At 46.6% G+C, this 23,652-nt stretch carries 29 protein-coding genes; 17 read left to right on the top strand and 12 right to left on the bottom strand.

The genetic code is table 11. The annotated features are described in order from the left end of the window. Positions 1–13 precede the first annotated feature (13 nt). From LEPBO_RS0124720 to LEPBO_RS0124710, 3 genes are all read right to left on the bottom strand, one after another. Positions 14–2,353: a CHASE2 domain-containing protein gene (locus LEPBO_RS0124720; protein ID WP_017290279.1), complete on the bottom strand. Its 2,340-nt coding sequence runs from the start codon at positions 2,351–2,353 to the stop codon at positions 14–16. A gap of 9 nt (positions 2,354–2,362) precedes the next feature. After that, positions 2,363–3,496: a DUF1822 family protein gene (locus LEPBO_RS0124715; RefSeq protein WP_017290278.1), complete on the bottom strand. Its 1,134-nt coding sequence runs from the start codon at positions 3,494–3,496 to the stop codon at positions 2,363–2,365. A 63-nt stretch (positions 3,497–3,559) separates the two neighbouring features. Then, positions 3,560–4,924 (bottom strand): CHAT domain-containing protein, encoded by a 1,365-nt coding sequence (locus LEPBO_RS0124710; RefSeq protein WP_017290277.1) that lies wholly within the window; start codon positions 4,922–4,924, stop codon positions 3,560–3,562. Between the two features lie 502 nt (positions 4,925–5,426). Here LEPBO_RS0124710 and fldA point away from each other — a divergent pair. The 4 genes from fldA to LEPBO_RS0124690 all read left to right on the top strand — a co-directional run bounded on the left by fldA (position 5,427) and on the right by LEPBO_RS0124690 (position 7,845). Further along, on the top strand, positions 5,427–5,939 hold the full coding sequence (gene fldA / locus LEPBO_RS0124705; protein WP_017290276.1) for a flavodoxin FldA: 513 nt from the start codon (positions 5,427–5,429) through the stop codon (positions 5,937–5,939). Between the two features lie 232 nt (positions 5,940–6,171). Then, the gene (locus LEPBO_RS0124700; RefSeq protein ID WP_026148898.1) at positions 6,172–6,903 is read left to right on the top strand and encodes an alpha/beta fold hydrolase; all 732 of its coding nucleotides are present in this window, start codon (positions 6,172–6,174) and stop codon (positions 6,901–6,903) included. A gap of 12 nt (positions 6,904–6,915) precedes the next feature. Then, entirely contained in the window at positions 6,916–7,299 is a 384-nt protein-coding gene (locus tag LEPBO_RS0124695; protein WP_017290274.1) for a VOC family protein, read from the top strand. A gap of 150 nt (positions 7,300–7,449) precedes the next feature. After that, positions 7,450–7,845 carry a COG3650 family protein gene (locus LEPBO_RS0124690; RefSeq protein ID WP_017290273.1) on the top strand — a complete coding sequence of 132 codons (396 nt, stop codon included), beginning with the start codon at positions 7,450–7,452 and terminating at the stop codon, positions 7,843–7,845. Between the two features lie 44 nt (positions 7,846–7,889). Here the strand turns inward: LEPBO_RS0124690 and LEPBO_RS0124685 are convergent, their stop codons facing one another. Beyond that, complete coding sequence (locus tag LEPBO_RS0124685; protein WP_017290272.1) at positions 7,890–8,903, bottom strand: cysteine hydrolase family protein; 1,014 nt, start codon at positions 8,901–8,903, stop codon at positions 7,890–7,892. Between the two features lie 38 nt (positions 8,904–8,941). Then, positions 8,942–10,216, bottom strand: a complete 1,275-nt coding sequence (locus LEPBO_RS0124680; protein WP_017290271.1) for a hypothetical protein — start codon at positions 10,214–10,216, stop codon at positions 8,942–8,944. Between the two features lie 312 nt (positions 10,217–10,528). On the opposite strand from LEPBO_RS0124680, the gene LEPBO_RS0124675 reads away from it, so the two are divergent. Then, positions 10,529–10,972, top strand: a complete 444-nt coding sequence (locus LEPBO_RS0124675; protein ID WP_017290270.1) for a globin family protein — start codon at positions 10,529–10,531, stop codon at positions 10,970–10,972. A 124-nt stretch (positions 10,973–11,096) separates the two neighbouring features. Here LEPBO_RS0124675 and LEPBO_RS0124670 read toward each other — a convergent pair whose 3' ends face one another. Further along, the gene (locus LEPBO_RS0124670) at positions 11,097–12,257 is read right to left on the bottom strand and encodes a sigma-70 family RNA polymerase sigma factor (RefSeq protein ID WP_017290269.1); all 1,161 of its coding nucleotides are present in this window, start codon (positions 12,255–12,257) and stop codon (positions 11,097–11,099) included. 98 nt (positions 12,258–12,355) lie between these two features. On the opposite strand from LEPBO_RS0124670, the gene LEPBO_RS0124665 reads away from it, so the two are divergent. The 3 genes from LEPBO_RS0124665 to LEPBO_RS0124655 are packed head-to-tail and all read left to right on the top strand — an operon-like array spanning position 12,356 to position 13,676. Next, entirely contained in the window at positions 12,356–13,009 is a 654-nt protein-coding gene (locus LEPBO_RS0124665) for a class I SAM-dependent methyltransferase (protein ID WP_317135192.1), read from the top strand. A gap of 26 nt (positions 13,010–13,035) precedes the next feature. Next, a complete protein-coding gene (locus LEPBO_RS0124660) occupies positions 13,036–13,281 on the top strand; it encodes a hypothetical protein (RefSeq protein ID WP_017290267.1) in 246 nt (81 codons plus the stop codon). After that, positions 13,269–13,676 (top strand): type II toxin-antitoxin system VapC family toxin, encoded by a 408-nt coding sequence (locus tag LEPBO_RS0124655; protein WP_197693243.1) that lies wholly within the window; start codon positions 13,269–13,271, stop codon positions 13,674–13,676. Before LEPBO_RS0124660 ends, LEPBO_RS0124655 begins: the two co-directional genes overlap by 13 nt. Positions 13,677–13,732: 56 nt before the next feature. Here the strand turns inward: LEPBO_RS0124655 and LEPBO_RS0124650 are convergent, their stop codons facing one another. The 3 genes from LEPBO_RS0124650 to LEPBO_RS0124640 are packed head-to-tail and all read right to left on the bottom strand — an operon-like array spanning position 13,733 to position 15,960. Then, on the bottom strand, positions 13,733–14,581 hold the full coding sequence (locus LEPBO_RS0124650; RefSeq protein ID WP_017290265.1) for a 3'(2'),5'-bisphosphate nucleotidase CysQ family protein: 849 nt from the start codon (positions 14,579–14,581) through the stop codon (positions 13,733–13,735). Positions 14,582–14,627: 46 nt separating this feature from the next. Next, entirely contained in the window at positions 14,628–15,092 is a 465-nt protein-coding gene (locus LEPBO_RS0124645) for a hypothetical protein (RefSeq protein WP_017290264.1), read from the bottom strand. Positions 15,093–15,105: 13 nt separating this feature from the next. Beyond that, on the bottom strand, positions 15,106–15,960 hold the full coding sequence (locus tag LEPBO_RS0124640; RefSeq protein ID WP_017290263.1) for a sugar kinase: 855 nt from the start codon (positions 15,958–15,960) through the stop codon (positions 15,106–15,108). 9 nt (positions 15,961–15,969) lie between these two features. Here LEPBO_RS0124640 and rsmI point away from each other — a divergent pair, with 9 nt between their 5' ends. Both rsmI and LEPBO_RS0124630 read left to right on the top strand, forming a co-directional pair. After that, complete coding sequence (rsmI, locus tag LEPBO_RS0124635; protein WP_017290262.1) at positions 15,970–16,806, top strand: 16S rRNA (cytidine(1402)-2'-O)-methyltransferase; 837 nt, start codon at positions 15,970–15,972, stop codon at positions 16,804–16,806. Further along, complete coding sequence (locus LEPBO_RS0124630) at positions 16,803–17,342, top strand: type 2 periplasmic-binding domain-containing protein (protein ID WP_017290261.1); 540 nt, start codon at positions 16,803–16,805, stop codon at positions 17,340–17,342. Before rsmI ends, LEPBO_RS0124630 begins: the two co-directional genes overlap by 4 nt. Before the next feature lies 1 nt (position 17,343). Here LEPBO_RS0124630 and LEPBO_RS0124625 read toward each other — a convergent pair whose 3' ends face one another. After that, positions 17,344–18,219, bottom strand: coding sequence for a DMT family transporter (locus LEPBO_RS0124625; RefSeq protein ID WP_017290260.1), 876 nt, complete (start codon positions 18,217–18,219; stop codon positions 17,344–17,346). A gap of 103 nt (positions 18,220–18,322) precedes the next feature. Here LEPBO_RS0124625 and LEPBO_RS0124615 point away from each other — a divergent pair, with 103 nt between their 5' ends. The 6 genes from LEPBO_RS0124615 (at position 18,323) to LEPBO_RS44545 (ending at position 21,750) form a co-directional block, all read left to right on the top strand. Next, on the top strand, positions 18,323–18,790 hold the full coding sequence (locus LEPBO_RS0124615; RefSeq protein WP_026148896.1) for a thiol-disulfide oxidoreductase DCC family protein: 468 nt from the start codon (positions 18,323–18,325) through the stop codon (positions 18,788–18,790). A 4-nt stretch (positions 18,791–18,794) separates the two neighbouring features. Continuing rightward, a complete protein-coding gene (locus tag LEPBO_RS42460) occupies positions 18,795–18,935 on the top strand; it encodes a type II toxin-antitoxin system HicB family antitoxin (RefSeq protein ID WP_017290258.1) in 141 nt (46 codons plus the stop codon). Between the two features lie 3 nt (positions 18,936–18,938). Further along, complete coding sequence (locus tag LEPBO_RS0124605; protein WP_017290257.1) at positions 18,939–19,157, top strand: type II toxin-antitoxin system HicB family antitoxin; 219 nt, start codon at positions 18,939–18,941, stop codon at positions 19,155–19,157. A gap of 98 nt (positions 19,158–19,255) precedes the next feature. Then, positions 19,256–20,620, top strand: a complete 1,365-nt coding sequence (locus LEPBO_RS0124600) for a glycoside hydrolase 100 family protein (RefSeq protein WP_017290256.1) — start codon at positions 19,256–19,258, stop codon at positions 20,618–20,620. Between the two features lie 256 nt (positions 20,621–20,876). Next, positions 20,877–21,545, top strand: a complete 669-nt coding sequence (locus LEPBO_RS43410; RefSeq protein ID WP_017290255.1) for a hypothetical protein — start codon at positions 20,877–20,879, stop codon at positions 21,543–21,545. A gap of 73 nt (positions 21,546–21,618) precedes the next feature. After that, positions 21,619–21,750 carry a hypothetical protein gene (locus LEPBO_RS44545; protein ID WP_017290254.1) on the top strand — a complete coding sequence of 44 codons (132 nt, stop codon included), beginning with the start codon at positions 21,619–21,621 and terminating at the stop codon, positions 21,748–21,750. Positions 21,751–21,971: 221 nt separating this feature from the next. On the opposite strand, the gene LEPBO_RS0124580 is transcribed toward LEPBO_RS44545, so the two are convergent. Beyond that, positions 21,972–22,256 carry a DUF427 domain-containing protein gene (locus LEPBO_RS0124580; RefSeq protein ID WP_026148895.1) on the bottom strand — a complete coding sequence of 95 codons (285 nt, stop codon included), beginning with the start codon at positions 22,254–22,256 and terminating at the stop codon, positions 21,972–21,974. 38 nt (positions 22,257–22,294) lie between these two features. After that, positions 22,295–22,456, bottom strand: coding sequence for a hypothetical protein (locus tag LEPBO_RS43020; protein WP_154660839.1), 162 nt, complete (start codon positions 22,454–22,456; stop codon positions 22,295–22,297). A gap of 261 nt (positions 22,457–22,717) precedes the next feature. On the opposite strand from LEPBO_RS43020, the gene LEPBO_RS45110 reads away from it, so the two are divergent. Further along, complete coding sequence (locus tag LEPBO_RS45110; protein WP_263970835.1) at positions 22,718–23,644, top strand: AMP-binding protein; 927 nt, start codon at positions 22,718–22,720, stop codon at positions 23,642–23,644. Positions 23,645–23,652 lie beyond the last annotated feature (8 nt).

Genomic DNA, 23,652 nt, shown 5'->3' with positions numbered 1-23,652 from the left:
TCTTAAATTCGGTTTAGAGTGAGTTCGGTTGAGATGAAGCAAGAAATCGGTAGGCAACTGTGCCGCCATTGAGCAAAAATCCTAGCAATGCTGGTACGAGCGGAATCCATCCGGCTTGAGTTAGCACAAACCAACATCCAGCAATCAGGAGGAAAATGCAGCCTGCACCTGCGATCGCGATCCATTTCAACTGACGAAACCGCCAGATGAGTAAGCCTCCGAACACTGTCCAAGCTCCGATCCAAATCACCTCGATCGCAGTTGACCAAACCCAGAGTAAAGGTCGTTTATCTAAAACAGCACTGATCATCTGGCTGACCATATGTGCCTGAACGATCACCCCTGGAAGTTGTTGCGAAAAGCCTCTGCCATAAGGCGTTGCAAAATAGTCTTTTGCGCTCGGAGCCGTTACGCCAATCAGCACAATGCGATCTTGAATAGCATTAAGATTCATTTCACCGTTGAGCAATTGGCGAACGGTTACTTGCTGCGCGACCTCGATCGGGGATTTTGTCGATCGATAGTTCAGTAAAATCTGACTGCCGCGTGCATCAAAGCGCTGATAGCCACTCGTCGGTTCAGTTAAAGCCGGAAATACAGTACTGCCAAACTTCAAATGCTGATCAGAAGTAAACTCTGGCGCGATCGGAGACGGTTGAGTACTGAGATAGCGAAAGGCAAGCTGAACGCTAAGCGAATAAGCCGTCGCACAAGTGCCAATCTCATCGGCACTTGCAAAGAGAAGATGCCGCCGCAAGACACCATCGCGATCTTGCACAACGTCACTAAACCCAACGGCATCAGCACTGATTTCAGCAGGCGGTGCAATGCCTGTCGGATCATTGGAGTCAGGATCGCGACGTTTGCAGATGGCGACGAGTTGAGCATTTTGTGCCATCTGTGCCATGCGCTTTTTTAAGCTCGGACGTTGGGTGGGAAAGTCGCGATAGAGATCAAGCCCTACTACACGCGCTTGATGACGTTCTAACGTTTCTAAAACGCGATCGAGCGTTTCATCAGAGATCGATCCGCCATTCTGAGGCTGTCGCTGAATGTCTTCTTCTTCAATTTTGACAATCAAGACTCGCGGGTCAGGTGGTTCAACTGGGCGATGTTGCATCAACACATCAAACGCTTGAAGTTCGATCGACTGCATTGCTCCAAACCAGCGAATTCCTGAGACTAATCCAGTAATCGCAAGGGTACTGAGTGCGATCGTTTGTAGCTGCGATCGCGACATTGGGGGTAAGAACTGCCGTTTTTGACCACACCAATCCTGCCAAGTTGGAGGCACTTCAGAGGGATTCTGACAAATCACAGGTAGCCAAGTCGCACAAGGAAAATCAGATTCTAATGCCTGTAATTTCTCTCTCGCTTCTCGCACTGACTGATAGAGAGACTGCCCACTCGAAAATGAACTGAGAAACGATTTGAGGAATTCTTGAGCAATGTGATCCGGCACAGGTTCGCGCATGACAATCACTTGCGGAAGTTGTAAATCAGCTAAGTCCTGAGCTAGCCCCAACCCATCACAAGAGTTAAAAATCGCAAGCTTCAGACCTTGAGCGATCGCATGACGCAAACTGTACTTTAATTGCTCGATCGTTAACGTTTCAGTTCGATTAATTTGAATGTAGCCTTTCACATCTGTCGAACTATGTCCCGCAAAAAATAAAACATCCCAAGCCGATTGCCAGAGCGTCTCTTGTAAAGCTTGAGGGGTTGGTTCAACTAAACAATGAACTTCTGCATTCGGAAGCTTTTGCAGCAAAGCGCGATCGCGTTCGACATCAATGCCTTGAGAATTGCCGAGAATGCTGAGAATTCGTACTTTCTTGCGGCGATTCGGATTCGGAAGTTGCAGCGATCGCGCAAATTCCGGCAGGCTCAATGCGACCTCTGCATAAGGATAATCTGATAGAAAATCCCATAAGCACCAAGGTAACTGAAGAATCTGTCGATCGTGCGCTACAACCATCAGCCGAATTGAATCTTTTGGAGAAAGGCGGGTGCGAAGTTGTCGATCGATCGCCCGAAAGGAACTAGCACTAAGCCAGAGATTAAATTGACTTTGAACTTCGTGCGTCAGTTGATGAAATTCAGCCGCAGAGATATGAGTCGGTTCATCGTCATCGAGTTCAAATTCTGAGCGACGTAACCCAAGGTGAGCATAGAGGGCTGTATAAATTGACCGCCAGCGAGTTAAGCGATCGACTAAAGTTGGAGTCGCAGGCAGACTGCCCGTAAACTGCATCGGGGTCGATCGTCCAGACTCCCACAGTTGAGCAATAACTGTGGGAAATCCATCTTTCCAGTTGCCTTGCCCTAGATTGAGAACAATCAGATGATCCATTGTTCGCACCTATGCAATAAAGTCTTCAGTGACTTGAACTCGATCGAATGAAATCTGTAAGCTGAATTCAGTTCCCGCCGAGCATCGGAAACGACGGAGTTGAATCAGATTATCTTGGTCGCGGGCTTCCACCGATTGCACAACCTCGCCTGCACTCGAAAGCATCGTTAGCATTACTCCACTCGGTAGGATTTCATCGCGTTCTGCACCTCGCAGTTGCACCCGCACCGATAAGCGATCGCCCTCTTCTTGCTCGATCACCACTGACAACCAGAAGGTATGTTCTCTGAGTTCTAAAATTTTGACACATTGAACCGTGGGACGAGTTGCATCAGCCGTTTGACGGAAGCGATAAGCTAGAGCAGGTTCATCACCCAGTAAGCTGTCTAGGGTTTGCCAGCCTTCTGCGATCGTGTTTTGCAACCATTGGCGCAGCGATACACTTCTCACGCCTTGTCGCAATTGCCCTAATCTTTGTTGCCATTCAGATTGCTCGAGTAATGCTCCCCAGAGTTGGAAGGGAATTTCTAAGCGAGGTTGGAGAATTTCGGGATTTGCTAATCGTTGCACAAGATTCTCGGCTTGAACCGCAGGAACAGGGGCAAGTGCCGCAATCTCAGCACGAGTAACTGCTTGCGGATACAGTTCTCGCGTCAGTGCAAAGACAGCAAAATCTTGAGACATTTGTTCTGCATCTAAGCTGTACATGCGATCGCTTGCATCATATTCACCCAAAGCTTTCAACTGAGCATGAGTCGTATATCCCCAAATTAAAATCGTCGCCTCATCGGGATCGACCTGAGCCGCAAAGTAGTAATCCCCCACCCAACTTGGAATATCCACCCATTCTTGCGGCACTCGAAATTCGCGCGTATCCATTGTTTTATCTGGAATCACAATGATTCGGTGCGCGTTGAGCCGAAACGATGTTCCATTGACTAATTGCCAGAGATTCTGCAACGCAGTTCGATCTAGAGTTTCACGAGCGTCTTGAAGCCAATCTGAAACGGTTTGAGAACAGACCTGATTGAGGTATGTGTTCCAGCGAGCCGGAGCAGTGCGAGATCGATTTTGCCAAGCAGCAGCATTGATCGATGGCGGAATTTCTAGAACAGGTTGAGCTAGAGCGTTTAAGTAAGTCATAGGAAGATCGTTTGGGTGTGCGACATAGCGGTATTCACGTTGCAAGATCTGAACTTATGCAACCTACCAAGGATTTCCAATCAGCGTAAAGGCTGCCCAATGATACGGATGCGCTAAATTCTGATCCGCCAAGGCTCTGATTTCTTCCGGCAATCGACGATCGCGAATTTGTGCCCGAAGGCGATCGGAGTTTTGAATCATCTCAATCTGGGCTTCTCGTAAGGCATCTGCTTTGACAGGAGCCGATTTCAAGGCTCGATAAAACTCTTTCATCAACATTAATGTACTGGCATCACTGACTGACCACAAAGACGCGATCGCAGCTTTACTGCCTGCCTTCACTGCCAATCCTGCAAATCCCATTTCTGCTCTCGTATCTCCCAGTGCAGTCCGACAAGCGCTGAGGACTAACAATTGTACAGGCGGATTTTGCAAGCCCAATTCTTGAAGCTGACTCAACTTCAACTGTTGATCCCAGAATTGAATATAAGACCGATTCACATCGCCAGACGAGAACTCAGCATGAGTTGCTAAATGCACAATGCCATAGGGAGTTTTTTGTCGATGTGCTCTGAGGTTTTTTAGCGTAAATTCTTGATTCAACAGAGATGTGCCTTGCCAGGGAGTTTGAGTGATCGATGCAATCTCGATCGGTACACCGGGCAGGGGCGGTTTATTGCTAAACGTAGAGGCTCCCATCGCGAGAATTTCAGTGTTGGGAGAGGTACGCGATTGTCGATCGAGTAAATTAAACGCCGGAATAATCGCTAAGTTATACTTCTCAATCAAAAATTTCTGCCCATCATGTAATGCTGCAAGGGGTAAGCTCCTTAGCCCACTGCCCAAGCAGAAGATAATCTGATTGATCCCCTCGGCTCGAAGTTGCGCTTCTAAGGGTGCGACGATCCAGCGATAAAGTTGCTGTCCGGGGACTAAGTAATCATCCGGGTCAGAATCGTCTCGCACAACTCCCATGCGAAAAGATTGCAGCGTTTGAGTTAGAACAGATCGATTTGCGGCGGTAATGCGGCGATGAATCGGTTTACCGTTGGCAGTGACCAGCATCAAATCTAAATGGTTCGCGCTTGGAATTGCATAGAATAGAGCCGATTTCCGTTTCGTGCGTTGATTGATCTGATTCAGCGATCGTGCAATTTCCGCAGCAGGCACAATTTGGGTTTTGAATTTTCCTTGAAAATAGTCTTCGTATTGGTTTTTCCAGCGGATTTCGATTTGTCGAATGGCTTCAGGCACATCTGAACGATCGAGCGCTTCGGTCACGCGATCGGGTTCTGGTTTGAGGACAGAACTCGGACTTTGAGCAAGAACATCCTCCTGTGCCGAGATCGTGACATTGGAGTGGGAACATCCGACTGTAATCAGCAAGGCAACCAGAACAATGGGTAGGAACCATTGAGGATATTTCATAGCGTTCTCACCAAGGGATTTGAATAAAGCAAATGAATCACAAGCTGAGAATTAGGGCGTTTCAGTCTTTTTAACATCAAAGCTCAGGGGATGGAAAAAGATTAAGAAATAGATCAGACTGCATCGAGCGATCGTGTTCATTTACACGAATGAAGATGAGCAGTTATGCAACGCCCTGAAAAAGTCGCCTCGCATTCAAAATCAGGCTGGAATATTGGGTGGCCCCGAAAAGCTTTGTCTCAACGACCTTGCCATCGCGCCACACTTTAACCTAGACTTTTTCTCAACAACTTAAGTTCTAAACAAGCAAATTTAAACCAGACTTTGCGCTCTCAAAGCCTTAGAAAGTCTGGTTTTTCTTATTTGCTCGTTTTTTTAATATTTTTTAACAGTCCTTAGATGCAAATTTATTTCAATAAAAATGGTAAGCTTGGTCTTGAAGCTTATTGAGACTTTTAATCAATAAGGCTGGCTAAGTAACTCACAGAATGAAGGATCAACGATGGCAACGGTCGGCTTATTTTACGGCACGCAAACTGGCAACACAGAGACAATTGCAGAAGCAATTCAAGCTCAACTGGGAGGAGACTCGATCGTTGAGTTGAGCGATATTGCCAATGCAAGTTCTGAAGATTTTGAACCGTATGAATACCTCATCATCGGCTGTCCCACCTGGAACATTGGAGAGCTTCAAGCCGATTGGGAAGGCTTTTACGATGAGCTAGACAATATCAATTTCAATGGCAAAAAGGTTGCCTACTTTGGCTGTGGCGATCAGATTGGCTATGCCGATAACTTCCAAGATGCAATGGGGATCTTGGAAGAAAAAATTTCTGGGCTCGGAGGACAAACGGTGGGGATGACTTCCACCGCAGGCTACGAGCATCAAGAATCGAAGGCAGTTCGCGGAGATAAATTTTGCGGACTTGCCATTGATGAAGATAACCAATCCGATCTGACAGACGAACGGATCAAAGCTTGGGCGACTCAACTCAAATCTGCATTTGGCATCTAAGTTGTATTGCCTGATTTTGCAACAGTAGGTCTAGGAGTGACCAAGATGGACAAATTATTAATCCTGATTCTGAGTTTGTGGTTAGAGCAGTTCACTTGACCTAAAGCTTGGTAAGCCGCTCGCACTGATGCTCATCTGCCTCGAATTCTACTCCGGAGCGGATGAGCATGAGCGCGAGTTGATTGGTCGAAGCTCAGGTCAATTTAGAATTCAATTTGTTAAGGAGATGGCGATGGATCAGGTGGTAGATGCGGTTTGGGTTAGTGCAAGTGCTGGAGTGAAAGCTTTAGATCGTCCTTTGATACAGTATCTTTCTCGACAAGCAACGATCGCATTATGGCAGTACGAACAAGATCTAGACGAAGCAAGTTCTTTAGCGAGTGCCGTTGAACTTCTCCATCAGTATTTAGAGACTCAGCACCATTCTGTTCATCTACTTGGACATGGAACCAGTGGCATTGTCGCACTGTTATATGCTCGTCTCTATCCTGAAAAAGTGAAGTCACTGACGCTTTTCAGCGTAGCTGCTCAACCTGCAATTACTTGGCATACACATTATTACGTTCAACGGAAGCTTTTACCCTGTAGCCGTCAGCAGGTTTTGGGACAAATGGTACGAAACTTATTCGGCACACATCTGCCCTTCCAGACTCAAGCGTTTGTGGCATTACTCGATCGAGATTTAGAAACATCGCCGAGTCTCCATTCACTGTACGGATTGGTGCAATTGCCAAAAGGCGGAGTCGAAATCCCATTATTAGTCTGTGCTGCCAATGATGATTCGGTCATCGATCGTCGCTCTCATGCTCAATGGAGCCGCATGTTGAAATTAGGCGATCGCTTATGGCGATGCCCCGAGGGCAGGCATTTCTTTCACTTTTTTCATCCAGAGCCAGTTGGAAATGAAGTGGTGCAGTTTTGGCAATCTCTTTCTCGAATGCCTGAGCTAGAGTTGACAGCTTGAGGAGCAATCAAAATGACGACACAATTTAGACAGATTATTCTCATGGTTGAGAATGTTAGTGCTTCTGTAGAGTTTTACCGGGAAGGATTGGGGCTAAAAGTCAATGTAGTCACGGAAACTTGGGCAGAGCTAGAAGCAGACGGAACAGAGATTGCGCTACATGCTACAACTCGTTCATATCAAACTGAAAGTTCACCGATTTTGAGTTTTCATGTGGCAGATGTGTATACCACGGTCGAAGATCTCGAAGCGATGGGCGGAAGATTAGAAGGGATTGTTCGCCAACTATCTTTCGGTAAAGTTGCTTTGGTGAGAACTCCTGACGGACATTTGCTCAATCTATTACAGCCTGTCGATGATCATCAACTTCGTGAACTTTTGAGCTATGAGTCCTGATCCGCGATCGCGATTGAACTCTTAATTTATGATCAAGCCATGGATCAGAGCAGGCAGATCCGGAATCAGGTTGATGGTAATTGTGTAAATGATTGAGCACACAAGCGATTTTGGGCTGCTCGATTCTTTACTCATTGTATTTTCAATATCATGAAATCTTGGTTATGGTGTGTTGCCTTTGTTGGCATGGCTTCTGTTGTTTCTCTAAGCGCGATCGCAAAAACTCCGGCTCCAACTTCTGCAAATTCAGCACGCGAGTTTATCGTTCGAGGAAATGAACCATTCTGGAATATTACGATCGGCAAAAAAGGCATTGTTTATACGACTCCTGATACAAAGCCGCGCACCTTCCCGTATGTCGCTCCAATCGGGGCACAGGGTCGCCCGATCGACAATGTTCGAGTCTACCGTTTACAAGGCAATAACATCTTAGTTCTTAAGAAAGTCGATTCCTGTAGCGATACCATGTCAGATAAGAACTATCCCTACGCTGCAACTTTGATGATGGGAAATACAGTCCGCGAGGGTTGTGCAGAACCGAAATAAGGGAATGGGGAGCAATAGCGCTTGTCCCTACTCCCCACTCCCCACTAAATCCACTCCGCGATCGTATCTGTCGATTTCACAATCTTCATTCCAGCCGCTGCGAATCGTTCATACGCCTGATCTGCTTGCTCAGTGTAATCGACAACGCCCGGTACAACGACTGCGGAAGTGCAATCTTCGAGCAGATACACTTTCTGAGCTAGGTTAGGATCATAGACTTGAATTTCCGTGAGCAAATCATCGATCGTCCAAGCGACACAATGACTTTTTGCCTGACCTGCAATAATCACCGCATCGAACTTCAACAATTTCTCAATCAATCGGCTGTTTTTCTGTGCAAGCAATTCACCACCCGTGGTTGTCAACACTTCAGGACGCAGAACAGAATAGTTTTCAGTTAAAGGGTGATTGCCTTTGATTTCAAAACTGGTCTGACTACTGCGAGCAATGCAATGAAAGAACATTGCTTCTTCAACGGCTGACACTAACGCATGTCCAATTCCACCTAGCATTGAGTGATAGGGCCATACCGTTAGAGGATATTTCCCTGCGTCGGTGAGTTGCTTCGTATAATGCAAAGCGTGCTGATTCAGCCTGTCATAGCTTGCTTGCAAACTTGCTGCAACCGAGGGATTGACCCGCCAGACTCCATTTTGCACATCCTCGAATTGAATTAAGGTTGCCGCTGGAATCGGATGCTCTCCTGCTTCATTCACCCAGAAAATCGGATGAAAGATTTGCATTGCTGTGTGAGTATCCATTGTGGGAGCAATCTCGGTGATCGTTCCTAAATTGCGATAGATAAACTCACACAGCCGCACATTGTCTTCGATCGCACCCTGACCCGATCGACCCCCCACAAACAACTCAAAATCGGGAAGACAGAAGGTATTTTGTACATCGATCGCTAATAGACAAATGCGTTTGCGATCGTCAGCAGCGGGTTTGATCTGATGCTGTTTTGCCCAGGCTTCTGCATCTGTGGCGCGTTGCTGATAAGGAACACGCCACACTGAACTCACAGAAGTACGATCGAAGAATGAAGGAATGGGATACATAGGCTGACCCGATTTTTATCGATCGTAGATGAATTCTCTTAAATTGATTCACTCGGATTTTGTTCTGCACCACAGTTGCGACAGTAGGGAAGATGCTGATAAGTCGGTTGGTGACAATTGTGGCACTCGTGATGTTGGTGATAGCCACAGTGAGGACAGTAATCTTCTCCGCCTTTGAGAACTCTGGTGCAGTTAAGACAGCGAGATTGTTGAACTAAAATCGAAGGCTGAGGTTTCGATTTTTTCACAATGGTCTGGAACAGTTTGATCAGTGCGAAACCTGCGATCGGGATAATCAAAATGTAGGCATAACTGACCAGAAAGACTAATCCTCCAAAAATTGTACTGATCAGATCAAACAGAACTTTGAACAGGACACCGACTTGGAGAAATTCAAAGACTTTCAGAATCAACGGAATGAAGAAAATGATCAGCAAGTGCCAGCTAATCAGTGCAACTAATCCGTAGCGTTTGCGCTCGGCAAATCGATTGACGATCGCGGCTCCAATCAAGAGCGGGACGAGAAAGAGCGCTTGTAAGGTCAGTTGAATGCTGGGATACCAGAATGAAGCATGTTTATAGCTTCTTTCAACTTCACTAAAGGTGTTGCCGTCATTCAGAAGTTTGAGAAATGCAGTGCTTTCTGGTTTTGCTAACAAATCAGCTTTAAGTTTCTCGATTTCTTGTCTCAGTTGAGCAATTTGCTGATTATTATTATCGAGTTGTTGTTTTGCTTTTTCTGCGCCAACATTGTTGATTGATTGATCTCGATTCTGACCTGCAATCTTTTCGAGTAGAGTTGAATCATATTGAGCGCGAATATTTCGATTGCTATTTTCAAGTTTCGCGATCGCGTCTTGTTTTTGAGCAATCGATTTCACGAGCTTTTCGTTGTCTGGCGTATTGACTTTATCGGCAGCGGTGGCAAACCCTTGACAGGTCGGCGATACATCGCCCAATTGTCCTCTTGAATTCTGTCGATAACTGTCTTGTAAGGTCTGATTTGCTGAGTTTGGCGGGAAGCTCGAAATTGGAGGGTAGAAATCTTTATCTGCGGCAGCACGGACGATATTGAAATCTTTATTTTTGTCTTTGGACTCTCGATAGTTTTGCCATGCCGTGTAGCAAGGATTGGCTTGAGTGGGGCTGAGAACCCAATTGCTAATATCATTGAGTCCTGTAAAGACATTTACAAGGATGAAGATGTCGATCAAGATCAGCACGATCAAGCTTGCCGGGTTTAAGGGCTGTTTATTGATCGTTCTGGTTCTAGTAAAAAATTGCCGAATGATTCGCCGAAGTCTTGAAAGCATAGGTTTTTTCTCACCGCCTGAATCGGGGAAGCTTCAGGGCGCGTCTGTATCGATCGTATCCCCGTGATTATTCTTCTATTAAGCCGTGATCTTAGTGGTTTGAAGCATCTAATTTGTGACAGGTCTTCAACCTGCCTAAGCAACTCAAATTTGAAGAGAAATTTGAAGAGATTGTCTTGCTGTATTTTGCCCGTCAAACTCTCCTCAGCATTTTTTCTCGAGATCGCTCATCTATTGCCTGAATGAGCTACCTCATAGATTAATTCATCTGAGTCTAATACTTTGTGAAAAGTGAACAAGAGGAAGCGCTGTATGCCTTTAAATGTTGAATTGTTAGAGTCCAGTTTTGCGCAGATTAAAGCACAGGAGCTTGAGTTTACGAATCACTTCTACACAAATTTATTTGCCGACTATCCAGAGGTCAAGCCGCTTTTTGCAAACACCCATATGGAAGACCAAGCCAAGAAGCTCTTTCAATCGCTTGTCCTAGTTGTAGAAAGTCTCCGTCATCCTGATCGCTTGGCTCACCCACTTCAGGGTTTAGGCACTCGCCATATCCAATACGGGGTGCTGCCCGAACATTATCCGCTGGTGGGCAGCACGTTGTTGAAAGCACTTGCCCTTTGTCTAGGAGAGGCTTGGACTCCTAACGCTGAACAGGCATGGAGCGAAGCATATTCAGTTGTGACAGAACTGATGTTAAGTGGTGCAGTCTATTCCACTGAAATTCTGTCTCCTGCCCTTCAGAAACGTTAGGAGCTTGGGGATGTGAGATACTGGTGGATCTAGTTCGCTCAAATTAAGTGATGAGTTGCGATCGCAGAGACTATTCTCTGTGAAGTTAGAAGCCTAGACCATACTGAAGGTTAGTACAGATCGTTCACGAATAATGCTTCTGTAACCATTCTTCCAAAACTAGACCCATGCTCTTAATCACTTCTGGGTCAGTTGCAGGATTGATCGCTTGACTCCACCGAACTAATTTCAACAGTAATGCCTCCCGTGCTTTCGATAACTTTCGGGATACTGTGTACTGTTGCACCTCAAGCTGTTTCGCAATCTGCTGCTGAGTGAATTGTTGCTGGTAATAAAGCTGTAACAGTTGTTGGACAGACACATCGAATTCGGCGATCGCAGTTTCCAAGACTTGATTGAGCTGCGATCGCTGATCCTGCCTTTCCCGCTGTTCTTCTTGCTCAATCAACTCAGTTAATAGCGAATCTCTTGAATCTATAACCTCATCTTGTAATTCGCCATCGTCTTGTCCAGGTCTTGGCATATTTAAAGAGGAGACCGTCGGAAAAGACTGCGATCGCACCCGATTTGCACAATCGGTTAGCCAACGCTCCAAAGTGGCTGGACTCACCGCTTCGCCTGTTTCTTTTTTATATTGAGTGACGATCGCATTCCAAACTTCTGCACTGGGAGCCGCACTCTGTCTCATGCCTAGCGTTTTTGCAGGTAGATAACACAGTTCAAAGCATTTCCAAGCTGTGAGATATTGCTCGATCGTTGAAGCATCTAATCCTTGCAGCGCTTCAATTAAGCGTTTGCGGCTCAGCTTCAAGAGCAATCCCCAATGATTGCACAGATCAATCTCTCGACGCTGGCGTAACCAATCTCGAACTACGTTGCCAAATGCGGAACTGGCATAAGTCTTCAGGCTGGCTCGTTCGTCGGGATCGCAGGCTTTGAGAATTTTAGGCACGGCAGCGATCGCAACTTGAAACAAATCGGCAAGCTGAAATTGCTGCGACGAAGTTTTAGGTTGAATCTTTTGCACACTCCAATAGCACGCTTCTTGCAAATAAGCCGAAATATGCCCTGCTGAAATTTGCTGACGTGGAGAGGCTTCCTCTTTTCTCCAGCAGCGATGCCAATACATTACCCAAAAGCGATCGGCGGTTTCTTCGGGCATTTGAGCCAAATGCTTCTGAATGCTGCGATGCAATCTCGAATCGGTGCTCCAGCTTGTGATTTGATCGGATTCAAATCGCAAAAAGGTTGAGAATAGTTCGGGAATGCTTTGACGGACACGCATATCGCCAACATCCTAGATCATTGCCGTTCTCATCATGACCTGTTGCCCAATTCGAGTCAAATCTTGTTTGTTAACATAAGTTTATAGTTCTACCTCTTATGAATATGCTGCTTAATCCGAATCAACGCGAGAAATTAGATCCCACCGATGACAAATTGTTTTACGACCAGCCTCGATTTGTCACGCATGTCGATACGGGGTTTATTCAACAATTGACGGATTTGTATCGCGATCGCTTAAAGCCAAATTCGCGGATTTTCGACATGATGAGTAGCTGGGTGTCGCATTTGCCGGACGATGTGCAGTTTGAGCATATCGAAGGACATGGATTGAATGCCGCAGAACTCGCTCGCAATCCTCGGTTAAATCATTACTTTGTGCAGAATTTGAATTTAGATCCGAAGTTTCCTTTACCGGATCAATCCTTCGATGCGGTTTTGAATACGGTGTCTGTGCAGTATGTTCAATATCCTGAAGCCATTTTTACTGAGATTCATCGAGTGCTCAAACCGGGCGGAATCGTCATCATTAGCTTCTCAAATCGGATGTTTTATCAAAAAGCGATCGCCGCTTGGCGAGACGGATCAGAACGCGATCGCGTTGAACTCGTCAAAAACTATTTCAAAGCTGTACCTGGTTTCTCAGCGCCAGAAGTCATTATCAAACAATCCCAGATTCCGCCTGTGTTCCAAATGCTAGGGATGGGAGGTGGTGATCCGTTTTATGCAGTGATTGCGAGTCGAGTCGAATAAAATAGAGAAAAGTGAGGCTCATTTCTATGACCACCGAAGAATTAGTCATTGAAAAAATCCGCAGACTCAACCCAGAACAGCAGCAGCAAGTCTGGGAGTTTATCAACACACTTCCCGAACCTAAAGAGGAGCCTGAAATTAGCCCACTGGGTAAGAGACTGCGTGAGCTTCGCGCTGAAATTGTTGCATCGGGTGAACCACTGCTTAGTCGAGAAGACCTTGAGCGAGAACTCGCAGAACGACGTGGAGGCATCAGCACTTGGGACGAATAAGACGAACCTTCCTAGATGCAGGAGTTCTGATTATTGCAGCACGAGGTAACACAGTGGATTCTGCTCTCGCGTTGAATATCTTGAGTGATACGAATCGGGAGTTTGTCTCTGGTCCTTTCATACAGCTAGAAGTTCTCCCGAAAGCGACCTATCACAAAAAACGGCAAGAGCTTGAATTCTATGAAGCCTATTTTGCAACAGTTGCGCATTGGACAGTTAATCTCGAAAAACTGCTTCAGGATGCGAGGCAAATCGCTTCTACTTACGGTCTAGCCAGTATCGATGCTTTGCACATTGCAGCAGCACTTTCTTGCAATGTAGATGAGTTCATCACAACGGAGAAACCCACGAAACCCATGTATCGCGTGCCGAATCTGAATTTTGTTTCAATTTAAAGCATTGCGCTTCTGTAAATTTGAGCAGAAGCGCAATGCTTTTAAGTACCGATCCATTAACCGCGATCGATTTCTTCCAAAAGCGCGATCGCGGTTTGGCACAATTCTCCATGCACCTGTCCGTTACTTGCTAAAATTCCGCCCCACTGGCTGACATCTTCGCGGTTGTACTGAATTGGAGATTGATCGAAGTAAGTGAACTGTCCGCCCGCTTCGGTCAAAATCAACTCTGGAGCCGCAAAATCCCAATCTTTTGCAGCCGATTTGCCAGAAAGAGACACGTATAAATCTGCTTTTTGCTCAACGATCGCTGCAATCTTACATCCGACACTGCCAATTTGTTTTTGCTGCGTGACTGGAAAGTGATCCATCAATTGATTAAATCTGGCATCGCGATGGCTGCGGCTGGCAACGACTGTTAGATCAGAAAATTCAGTTTTATTTGAAACTTGTAAGCGTTGTCGATCGCCATTCTGATTTTCTACCCAAGTTCCGCCTCTCAAGGTGGCTGAATAGAGTTTTCCAAAGCCTGGACAAGCCACAACTGCAACCACCGGACGACCTCGATAAGTCAGTGCAATATGCATTGCATACTCACCCGTGCGATTGATAAAGTCCTTCGTTCCATCTAACGGATCAATAATCCAAACCCAATCTCGCCCAATTCGACTTTCGAGGGGTTCAGATTGATACGTCTCTTCGCTTAAATACGCAAACACCTGGGGATCAAAGACTGCTTGCAGCTTTTCTAAAATATATCGATTTGCCGCTAAATCCGCCGAAGTAACAGGACTGTCCCCTGACTTCTCAACTTCAAAGCTCTGAGCCTGGTTTGCGAGAATCTCTGCTGCGCCCCAGCCGACTGAGCGAACAATTGCACAAATGCCTTCAAAGTTTGGTTCCATTGGTCTGAATGCTAGAGGGGTTGAAAAGTGGGGGAGTGGGGAGGGGCTATTCTCCTATCTCTCCCTGAAACGCAGCACTCCAATAGCGCCGACAACTCCAGAGCAATGCTGCTCCAACTGCTAGGTAGATCAGTCCTCGGATCTCATAGCTCACACCTGCGATTCGTAAACCTAAGCCAAACAGCATCATTGTCGCAATTAAGGCGATCGTCTTGCCGCCAAACAGTTGAAATACACTCTTGATTGGGTTCGGTTCCTGTAAGGTTTCGGCGCGTTCAATGACTCGGTTTGCTGTGCGATCGAGGACGAACTTTCCTTTGATTAGCCCGACTGACAAGGCAAGGGAGCCAAATCCTAAATGCTGAGCATCTAGAAAACCGAGATATGGCAAATGAAACCAGAACAATAGTCCCATTGCTAGCAATCCGGCTCCCACAAATGTCCAAATCGCACCAGCGATCGAGAGATGCTGTCTGTAGGATAAACCGACACGAGGTTGAGTACTTTCCATGTCCACAGAGTTGTCAACGAGCCTCAATATTATAAGAGTGCGCTGATCGCATCCATTGTCTTGTGCCAAAGAATTCACACGAATAAGATGCAACCTTCGCAGCTTCCGCTAAAGCTGTGACAAAGTCATGCTGCAAAATGAAATGGCAAAATGCTCCGTGAAAAATGTCTCCGGCTCCTAATGTATCCTTCACATTCACTTGAGGTACTGTGATTTGTGAATGATTGAACACCTCGATCGCATGTTCACCCTGAGTGATCGCAATGTTCTCAATTCCATAACTATATAAATAGTCAAAAACAGATTGTTCAGTCGGAGGCTGAAAGTTGGCAGAACAGATCGCATAGTCCACGTACGGGAAAATTTGCTCAAATCCAGGCTTCCAACTTCCGGCATCGATCACCACCGGAATAGTTCCAGCCATTTTTGCAATCTCTGCTCCAACTGCCATCTGATGACCGTCAATTAATATAATGTCTACTTCATCTAAAAGGTTGGACGGAATGCAATCTGGAGAAATCTGAGTGCGAACTGCATTCAAAGAAATCACCGCTCGATCGCCTGTCGATTGACTGACCACGATCGAAGAAATGGGTGGCGGCTCTTGTCGATCAGGATCTAAATCCATCACATTGATCGATTTCAAGTCTGCTTCAATCAAATGACAAATTGGATGACACCCGATCGCACTGAATAATGTAGAAGAATTGCCAAGATGCTGAAACGCGATCGCTGCATTTGTCGCTGGACCTCCGGCTGCAATCGTCGTCTCTTGTGCCACAATTTTCTGATTTGGTTGAGGTGGCGCATCTGCAAGATAAATTATATCTAGCGTCACCAAACCCACAAACAACCCACGATTTGCCATAATTCTCACATGACTGCAACTCTATATATTGTGGGCACACCACTGGGCAACTTAGAAGACATGACCTTCCGAGCGATTAAAACGCTGCAATCAGTCGATTTGATCGCCGCAGAAGACACGCGCCACACTGGAAAACTCTTGCAACATTTCCAAGTCAAAACGCCAAAAATTAGCTATCACGATCACAATCGCCATTCTCGAACCGCAGAACTCGTCGATCGACTCCAGCAAGGAACCTCGATCGCGCTCGTCACCGATGCTGGAATGCCTGGAATTTCTGATCCAGGTTACGAACTAGTCAAGGCCTGTGCCGAATCCGGCATTCCTATTGTTCCAATTCCGGGCGCAACGGCTGCGATGACGGCTTTGAGTGCATCGGGTCTCAAGAGCGATCGATTTGCGTTTGAGGGCTTTTTACCCACGAAAGAACAAGAGCGCAGAACTCATCTTGAAACCTTAATCACCGATGAGCGATCGCTGATTTTTTACGAAGCTCCTCACCGCATTCAGAAAACCCTGCAAGACATTGCCACTGTTTTAGGCGAGGATCGACAGATTGTTCTCGCGCGCGAACTGACAAAACTGCATGAAGAATTTTGGCGAGGAACCGTCAAAGCTGCGATCGCACATTACACCACGACTGAACCCAAGGGAGAATTTACACTGATTGTTTCTGGTGCAGAACCGAACAATGTGCCCCTGACGGAGGATGTTCTAAAAGCTGAATTACTTGCACTCATGCAGCAGGGAATTTCCCGCTCCCAAGCGAGCCGACAGTTAGCCCAACAAACAGACCTCCCCCGGCGACACCTCTATCAACTTGCTTTGCAGATTGAACTGACATGAAGGAATCTGACCTGGATGCTCTACTCGATACAGCCTTCCAGCAATGTGAGTCGCTGGGACATCCTTTAAGTGAGGAGCAAAAATGGATACTCCGCACTACCTTAAAGCAAGCCACGCGCATCAATCCGCTCGACCAATTAACCCCGCAACAGCGGCAAGCTTTCCTACAATTCGCCCAAGAGAATGCGGAGTGGAAAACAGTCATTTTGAATGATTGGCTCGAAAGTCGAGATTCAGGCACCGTTCAATTCATTCGAGATGAGTACGGGATTGAATGGTTAAACTCAATTACCGCCGATGATCTGGCTGCTTATCGAGATTCAGAAGCAGTGTTGAAAATCGGCGATCGCATTGAAGTTTCGAGTGCCCTCTGGGAATGGGTACAAGAGAATGACAATGAATGGGTCTCGTGTACTGTAATCGGATTGAATGAGTCAGACAATGCTCAAGAGACAAGCTGTGTGGTTCGATTTGACAATGGGCAAGAATTTGAAATTCAAGGTCTGTATGACTGGAATCGATCGAACTGGCGCTAATCTATTTACGATTGCTGAGCGAAATCAAAACTAATCCCCCTAACACACAGCTCATGCCAATCCATTCCGTCAATTGGGGCTGTTCTCCAAGCTGCAAGGCTGCAAACAACACACCCAGAACAGGGGTTAACAACATGCCTAAGCCTGACATTCCTGCTGATAACTGGGTCAAGACATACAGCCACAACACCATCGGAATGGCTGTACCGGGCAGAATGTTATACAACAATGCACCGATAAAAGCAGGTGTCCATTGAATCGGTTGTTGTGGAAGCAAGAGCGCGATCGCGATCAATGGCAAAGCCCCAAACAAGGTCTGCCAAGCGGTCAACGCTAACAAGTTGACCTGCGCTTTAGCATTAATTTTTTTCGCAACAATCGAGCCAGCTGCCCAACTCAACCCTGCCAACACAGCTAAAATGCCACTGAACACTGAGCCTTGCATCTGAAATGGGTCAAGAATGATCAACAATCCTGAGAAAGCAATGGCGATCGCGATCCATTGTGTTCGGTTCACCCGCTCTCCTAGAAAATATCCAGCCAGCAAGACTGTCCAAAATGGCATGGTATAGACCAGAACTGAGGTCTTTCCGGCTCCGCCGCTCACCAATGCCCAAGATGCCAATCCATACACTCCAGCCGTTTGAAATACGCCCAACCAGAACGTCAATGAGAGTTCTTTGATCTGAAAAGGCTGACGTAGGATCACCATGCCGCCAAACAATGCCAGCCCACCGCAGAGAGTTCGTAATGCTGCGAAAGTGAAAGGCGACGAATATTGAACCGCAATCTTCATCTGCGTCCAGTTATAGCCCCAGAGAATTGCGATCGCGAGGAGTGCCAAAATTGCCAGCTTCGGAAATCGAGCTTGAGTCATGGTGATTGATCAGAATTTCGGATCAACATTAGTCCTAAAAATTAGCTCTGACAATCTATCGAGCGCGTTACAAAGCTTAAAATAGAAGAAAAAGGCTTGAACAATGTCGAATTCAGTCAGCAACTCCTCACAATCAACTTGGCAAATCAAGCTACTCTACGACAGTGAATGTCCGCTATGTATGCGAGAAGTGAATTTCTTGAGAAAGCGAGATGGCGATCGTGGCTTAGTCGAATTTGTAGATATTGCCGATGAGAACTATTCGTCTGAAGCCAATGGTGGCATTGACTACGAAACGGCAATGGGTCGAATTCATGCCATCTTGCCAGATGGAACTGCTATCAAGAATGTTGAAGTCTTTCGCCGAGTGTATGAAGTGTTAGGCATGGGATGGGTTTATGCGATTACGCGCATTCCAGTGTTCGGATGGATTGCAGATCAACTTTACGCGATTTGGGCAGATTGGCGATTGAAGCTGACGGGTAGAGCGGATTTAGCAGCGATCGTCGCCGAACGGCAAAAGCGTTTGGATTGCTCGGTTTCAGGGCGCTGCCGAATTGAAGAGAATTAGAACAATGCTGAATAAGCTTATACATGGCGATACCTATCGAGATGCTCTAAACAATGGCATCGAAGCACTAGAATCTCTGGTTGCTGCTTATCAGGCGACTGGAGAACTTCTGCCTGAACCGAATACAGTTTGTGTTGTCGCTTGACTCATGTGTGATTCGATCTCAATTTACCTTGATGATGAAGGCGGTTATGTTGCTGAGATTCTAGAATTTAGAGGTTGCCTGGCTCAGGGAGAGACTCTAATCGAAACACTGGAAGAACTTCAAATCGTGGCTAATCTCTGGATTGAAACTGCAGAAAAACACGGACGAAAACTTCCCGATGCTGACCTCGCGATCGCGAAAGTGAAGCTGCTGAGCCAGTAAAGCAATTTTGCGGATGTGAATCGATCGTAAATGCTCAACTCGAATCGAGAAAAATTGCTCTAGGATAGACCTTTGTTCTGAGCACGAGGACTTGAACATTGAGCATCGAAGCACAAGCCTGGGAATTGTTAGAAAAATCAATTTTGACCTATCAAGGTCGAGAAATTGGCACGATCGCCGCAAAAGATCCAGAGGTCGTAGCCTTGAACTACGACCAATGTTTTGTTCGGGATTTCATCTCATCCGCGCTCTTGTTCTTGATGCGAGGCAGAACTGAAATCGTCCGCTACTTTCTCGAAGAAACCCTCAAACTCCAGCCCAAAACCACACAGTTCGATTCCTCAAAGCCCAGTCGGGGATTGATGCCTGCTAGTTTCAAAATCATTGCCTACGAAGGCGGTGAATACCTCAAAGCAGACTTTGGAGATCATGCGATCGGCAGAGTTGCCCCAGCCGATTCTGGACTCTGGTGGATTATCTTGCTGAGAGCTTATACGATCTCGACTCAAGACTTCAGCTTGGCACATCAACCCGACTTTCAAGAAGGCATTCGCTTCATCCTCGAACTGTGCCTCGTGACTCGCTTCGATATGTACCCGATGGTACTGGTTCCCGATGGTGCAAGCATGATCGATCGCCGCATGGGCATGTATGGTCATCCACTCGATATTCAGTCGTTGTTCTATGGAGCCTTGCGAGCGAGCCTAGAACTGCTCGTCGAGAACGATGACAATCAAAAAATGATTCAAGGGATTCACAGCCGCCTCATCCCCCTCAGACGGCAACTGAGAGAGAATTATTGGCTCGATCCAGACCGCTTGAACGTGATTTACCGCTATCGAGTCGAAGAATACGGCGAAGAGGCTCTGAATCAGTTCAATATCTACTCAGATTCAATTCCGTTCTATCGATTGGCAAAATGGCTCCCCGAAGCTGGTGGATACATGGCAGGCAACTTAGGACCGTCTCAGATGGATGTTCGCTTCTTCACTCTGGGGAACTTAATGTCGATCGTGTCTGCGCTTGCCACAGAACGCCAATCCCACAAGATTCTCAACCTGATCGAACTACGCTGGACGGACTTAGTCGGACAGATGCCCATGAAGCTCTGCTACCCTGCTCTCGAAGATGCTGAATGGCGAATTGTCACGGGAGCCGATCCGAAAAATCGCCCTTGGTCGTACCACAATGGCGGAAGCTGGCCCGTTCTACTTTGGATGCTGACTGCCGCTGCGAAAAAGATGAACCGTGGAGAACTTGCCCACCATGCGATCGCAGTTGCCGAACGTCGTCTGGTTGAAGACCAATTTCCGGAATACTACGATGGGCCAGATGGGCGATTGATTGGCAAAGAAGCGCGGCGATATCAAACTTGGACGATCGCAGGTTATCTACTCGCCAAAGAACTACTCGCGCATCCTGAACACCTACAGTTGATCAGCTTTGATTGGGAACCCAAATAATCACAGTTCCGATCCGCTGAAACACTTGCCGCTGGACTTACAGGCAAATTTCTTCAAGCCAGCGGCAATGTTATCTAGAAGGTGAAAAAGTGGGTGAAATACTTAGAGATCGGGCATTGTACCTGCTGATAGTTCAGTAACATCGCAGACTTTTACCTTGAAATTGCTAATTTAAACATACAAAATTGCAAAATTAGTGTTCTGATTGATCCAAGTAGGACTACAATCAAAAACATTTACTAGTGAGGTTTCAACAATGCCCTACGCTATTCTCGACAAATCAGTTCGGAGCAATCTCGAACAAGAACGCGATCGTTTGAAAAAAGATAGAGCTTCTATCATCGAAGCTGCTGTTGCATCAGCAACCTCTGAGATTGATAAAACGCTGGAATATCTAAACGGTTTGCTCGGCGGTACGATTGAACCCAATGGCACGGCTGTTGTTGCTGCTGCTCCTGCTGCTGCTCCTGCTGCTAAGAAAGGTCGTGGCAAAGCGAAAGCTGCTGCTGCTCCCGCTCCTGCTCCCGCTCCTGCTAAGAAAGCTCCTGCTGCGAAAGCTGCGAAGGCACCTGCTGCGAAAGCTGCGAAGGCACCTGCTGCGAAAGCTACGAAAGCACCTGCTGCAAAGGCTCCCAAAGAAGAGAAGCCGAAACGGAATGTTAAACCCTCGGTTCCTTTTGATGCAACCATGAAGCGCGACTTCAAAGGCTTAACTCCTGCTGAAGCTGTGCTGAAAGTGATGACGGATTCCCCCAAAGACACCTTCACCACTGACGAAATGATCCAAATTCTCTACGGATCACTCGAAAGCGAAAAAATGCCTGAAGCACGCAAGCGGGTTGCTTTGATGATGGCGCACGGTATGAGAAAAGGCGCGTATGAGAAGGTTGGAGACAATCCTAGCCGTTTCAAAATCGTTGCTTAGTGGTGTGGGGATTAAATCCAGTACAGGTTTAATCCTTCTCAATCCTTTCCCGGTTGCACTCAGGGAATTTCTCATGACGACAATCCTGCAGGGTGGCTCGGAGCATCCTCCAGTCGTTTACTTTCCTGTGTTGTCTCAGATTTTGCTGGAGCCAGTAAACGCTGAGATTCAATCTGCTCGAACTGCTGTCAGGAATGATGTTTGACCGCTATCTTCCTCTGACCTCAGACATCGTGACGCTATTTGCTTGACGATCGCGGAGCAACGGGGCAGACAAATCTGGCAAAAACAGGTGGTTGACTCGAATGCGAAAAACAATGAAGCGAAGCTGAATGAATCTCAGCTTCGCCAATTTGCTATCAAAGTATGTCCAGATTTGATGAAGAGTTCAAGCAACATCCAGCCGGGCTACGTTCAAGAAGCCGATCAGGCTTCAACTTTTACGCCTTTCCAGAAGGCAATGTAGCCTGCAATGTTTTTCGCCGCATCTTTAGGGGTTGGGTAATACCAAGCCGCATCTTTATTGGTTTGTCCGTCCACAACAATGCTGTAATAGCTGGCAACGCCTTTCCAAGGGCAGGTGGTGTGCGTACTGCTGTCTTGAAAATACTCTGATTTGAGAGCGTCGGGCGGAAAATAGTGATTTCCTTCGACGATTTCTGTCTGTTCGCTTTCTGCTAAAACGGCTCCATTCCAAACTGCTTTCGGCATCAGTTTTCTCTCAATGCAACCTTCAAAGCCTAACATTTCTACTCACCTTGCGGAATGTAACAGGCGTGATCGCTTAATCGGTAGACTTCAAAGGATTCACACTCTGAACGATTCACGTCCGGTACAGAAGAACTCAAATGAAATGCGACTGCGCCGATCGTTAGGCAAAGTGTGACAATTCCAGAAATTGTAGCAACCATTGAACTGAAGAAATTCAGATGTACGGTTTTACATTAAACAGGAATCACCGAGAGATTACGTAGAAACCCAATCGTGCCTTATCAAGTCTTTAAAGTTTCTTGATGCTTATCCTAGAAAATCTTGAAGCGACTTCGGACAATTTCTCAATCATTCCGTCGAATCTCAGACAAAATGAATTCTGTCTGCTCTCAGTGATTTAACGTAATGACTGAGGCATATCGTTAGAGTCAATCCCGCTTTTTTGAACAGGAGTCCCCTCTATGAGCCTCGCCTATCCCTCTCATCCGCTCTATTCCAACGTACAGTCGCTGCCAGAGGTCTGGTCGATCGCGGCAAAACAGTTTGCCAATGTTCTTGCCGTCCATGATCCGCACAGTAGCCCAGAAGTCAAATTAACGTATGCACAACTCTACGATCAGATGCAGGCGTTTGCAGCAGGGATTCAAGCTTTAGGGGTTCGCGTTGAGGACGGAGACAGTGTACCGCCTCGGATTGCCTTGTTCTCAGATAACTGTCCGAGATGGTTAGTGGCAGACCAGGGCATTATGCGATCGGGTGCTGTGGATGTGGTTCGAGGAGCGCAGGCTGATCCGGTCGAGTTACGCTACATTTTGGAGCATAGTGGCTCGGTCGGAGTCGTGCTACAAGATGCGGAACTCTTGAAGAAATTGCGCGGTATTCTCTCAGAAGTTCCGTTACAGTTTGTGATTTTGCTCTCGGATGAAGCGGTAACTTCAGAAACTTACAAAGTGATGACCTTTTCGGAAGTGTTAGAACTCGGTCGATCGCATTCTCTTCAGCCCGTTCAACAAGACCGCAGTACGCTGGCTACTTTGATGTATACCTCTGGCACTTCGGGAATGCCGAAAGGGGTCATGCTCAGTCATGGAAATTTAATCTATGAGATCAATGGCGCTTATGCGGTGGCACAACCGGAAGCAGGAGAGCGAGTCTTAAGCATTCTGCCGATTTGGCACTCGTATGAGCGCTCCTTTGAGTACTTTATTTTCTCGAATGGGTGTACTCAGATTTATACCAATATTCGCTTTGTGAAAAAGGATTTAAAAGAATTCCAGCCGCACTACATGGTCGGTGTACCGCGCTTGTGGGAGTCGATTTATGAAGGGATTCAGAAACAATTTCGCGATCAGCCTGCTCGGAAGCAAAAATTGGTGAAATTTTTTTAGAACAGAGT

The sequence above is a fragment of the Leptolyngbya boryana PCC 6306 genome (assembly GCF_000353285.1).
Classification (GTDB): Bacteria; Cyanobacteriota; Cyanobacteriia; order Leptolyngbyales; family Leptolyngbyaceae; genus Leptolyngbya; species Leptolyngbya boryana.
The sequence above is the reverse complement of the archived record's forward strand: the minus strand, read 5'-3'. Positions and strand labels throughout refer to the sequence as shown.

Bases quoted from the DNA above. Each gene is read 5' to 3' on its own strand.
- LEPBO_RS0124640 (WP_017290263.1), bottom strand. From the start codon at position 15,960: ATGGCAAATCGTGGGTTGTTTGTGGGTTTGGTGACGCTAGATATAATT.
- LEPBO_RS0124580 (WP_026148895.1), bottom strand. From the start codon at position 22,256: ATGCCGAAAGCAGTTTGGAATGGAGCCGTTTTAGCAGAAAGCGAACAG.
- LEPBO_RS0124715 (WP_017290278.1), bottom strand. From the start codon at position 3,496: ATGACTTACTTAAACGCTCTAGCTCAACCTGTTCTAGAAATTCCGCCA.
- LEPBO_RS0124670 (WP_017290269.1), bottom strand. From the start codon at position 12,257: ATGCGTGTCCGTCAAAGCATTCCCGAACTATTCTCAACCTTTTTGCGA.
- LEPBO_RS0124650 (WP_017290265.1), bottom strand. From the start codon at position 14,581: ATGGAACCAAACTTTGAAGGCATTTGTGCAATTGTTCGCTCAGTCGGC.
- LEPBO_RS42460 (WP_017290258.1), top strand. From the start codon at position 18,795: ATGCTGAATAAGCTTATACATGGCGATACCTATCGAGATGCTCTAAAC.
- LEPBO_RS0124660 (WP_017290267.1), top strand. From the start codon at position 13,036: ATGACCACCGAAGAATTAGTCATTGAAAAAATCCGCAGACTCAACCCA.
- LEPBO_RS0124700 (WP_026148898.1), top strand. From the start codon at position 6,172: ATGGATCAGGTGGTAGATGCGGTTTGGGTTAGTGCAAGTGCTGGAGTG.
- LEPBO_RS0124680 (WP_017290271.1), bottom strand. From the start codon at position 10,216: ATGCTTTCAAGACTTCGGCGAATCATTCGGCAATTTTTTACTAGAACC.
- rsmI (WP_017290262.1), top strand. From the start codon at position 15,970: ATGACTGCAACTCTATATATTGTGGGCACACCACTGGGCAACTTAGAA.
- LEPBO_RS44545 (WP_017290254.1), top strand. From the start codon at position 21,619: ATGACGACAATCCTGCAGGGTGGCTCGGAGCATCCTCCAGTCGTTTAC.
- LEPBO_RS0124685 (WP_017290272.1), bottom strand. From the start codon at position 8,903: ATGTATCCCATTCCTTCATTCTTCGATCGTACTTCTGTGAGTTCAGTG.
- LEPBO_RS0124605 (WP_017290257.1), top strand. From the start codon at position 18,939: ATGTGTGATTCGATCTCAATTTACCTTGATGATGAAGGCGGTTATGTT.
- LEPBO_RS0124615 (WP_026148896.1), top strand. From the start codon at position 18,323: ATGTCGAATTCAGTCAGCAACTCCTCACAATCAACTTGGCAAATCAAG.
- LEPBO_RS43410 (WP_017290255.1), top strand. From the start codon at position 20,877: ATGCCCTACGCTATTCTCGACAAATCAGTTCGGAGCAATCTCGAACAA.
- LEPBO_RS0124665 (WP_317135192.1), top strand. From the start codon at position 12,356: ATGAATATGCTGCTTAATCCGAATCAACGCGAGAAATTAGATCCCACC.
- fldA (WP_017290276.1), top strand. From the start codon at position 5,427: ATGGCAACGGTCGGCTTATTTTACGGCACGCAAACTGGCAACACAGAG.
- LEPBO_RS0124710 (WP_017290277.1), bottom strand. From the start codon at position 4,924: ATGAAATATCCTCAATGGTTCCTACCCATTGTTCTGGTTGCCTTGCTG.
- LEPBO_RS0124695 (WP_017290274.1), top strand. From the start codon at position 6,916: ATGACGACACAATTTAGACAGATTATTCTCATGGTTGAGAATGTTAGT.
- LEPBO_RS0124625 (WP_017290260.1), bottom strand. From the start codon at position 18,219: ATGACTCAAGCTCGATTTCCGAAGCTGGCAATTTTGGCACTCCTCGCG.
- LEPBO_RS0124690 (WP_017290273.1), top strand. From the start codon at position 7,450: ATGAAATCTTGGTTATGGTGTGTTGCCTTTGTTGGCATGGCTTCTGTT.
- LEPBO_RS0124630 (WP_017290261.1), top strand. From the start codon at position 16,803: ATGAAGGAATCTGACCTGGATGCTCTACTCGATACAGCCTTCCAGCAA.
- LEPBO_RS0124675 (WP_017290270.1), top strand. From the start codon at position 10,529: ATGCCTTTAAATGTTGAATTGTTAGAGTCCAGTTTTGCGCAGATTAAA.
- LEPBO_RS0124645 (WP_017290264.1), bottom strand. From the start codon at position 15,092: ATGGAAAGTACTCAACCTCGTGTCGGTTTATCCTACAGACAGCATCTC.
- LEPBO_RS43020 (WP_154660839.1), bottom strand. From the start codon at position 22,456: ATGGTTGCTACAATTTCTGGAATTGTCACACTTTGCCTAACGATCGGC.
- LEPBO_RS45110 (WP_263970835.1), top strand. From the start codon at position 22,718: ATGAGCCTCGCCTATCCCTCTCATCCGCTCTATTCCAACGTACAGTCG.
- LEPBO_RS0124720 (WP_017290279.1), bottom strand. From the start codon at position 2,353: ATGGATCATCTGATTGTTCTCAATCTAGGGCAAGGCAACTGGAAAGAT.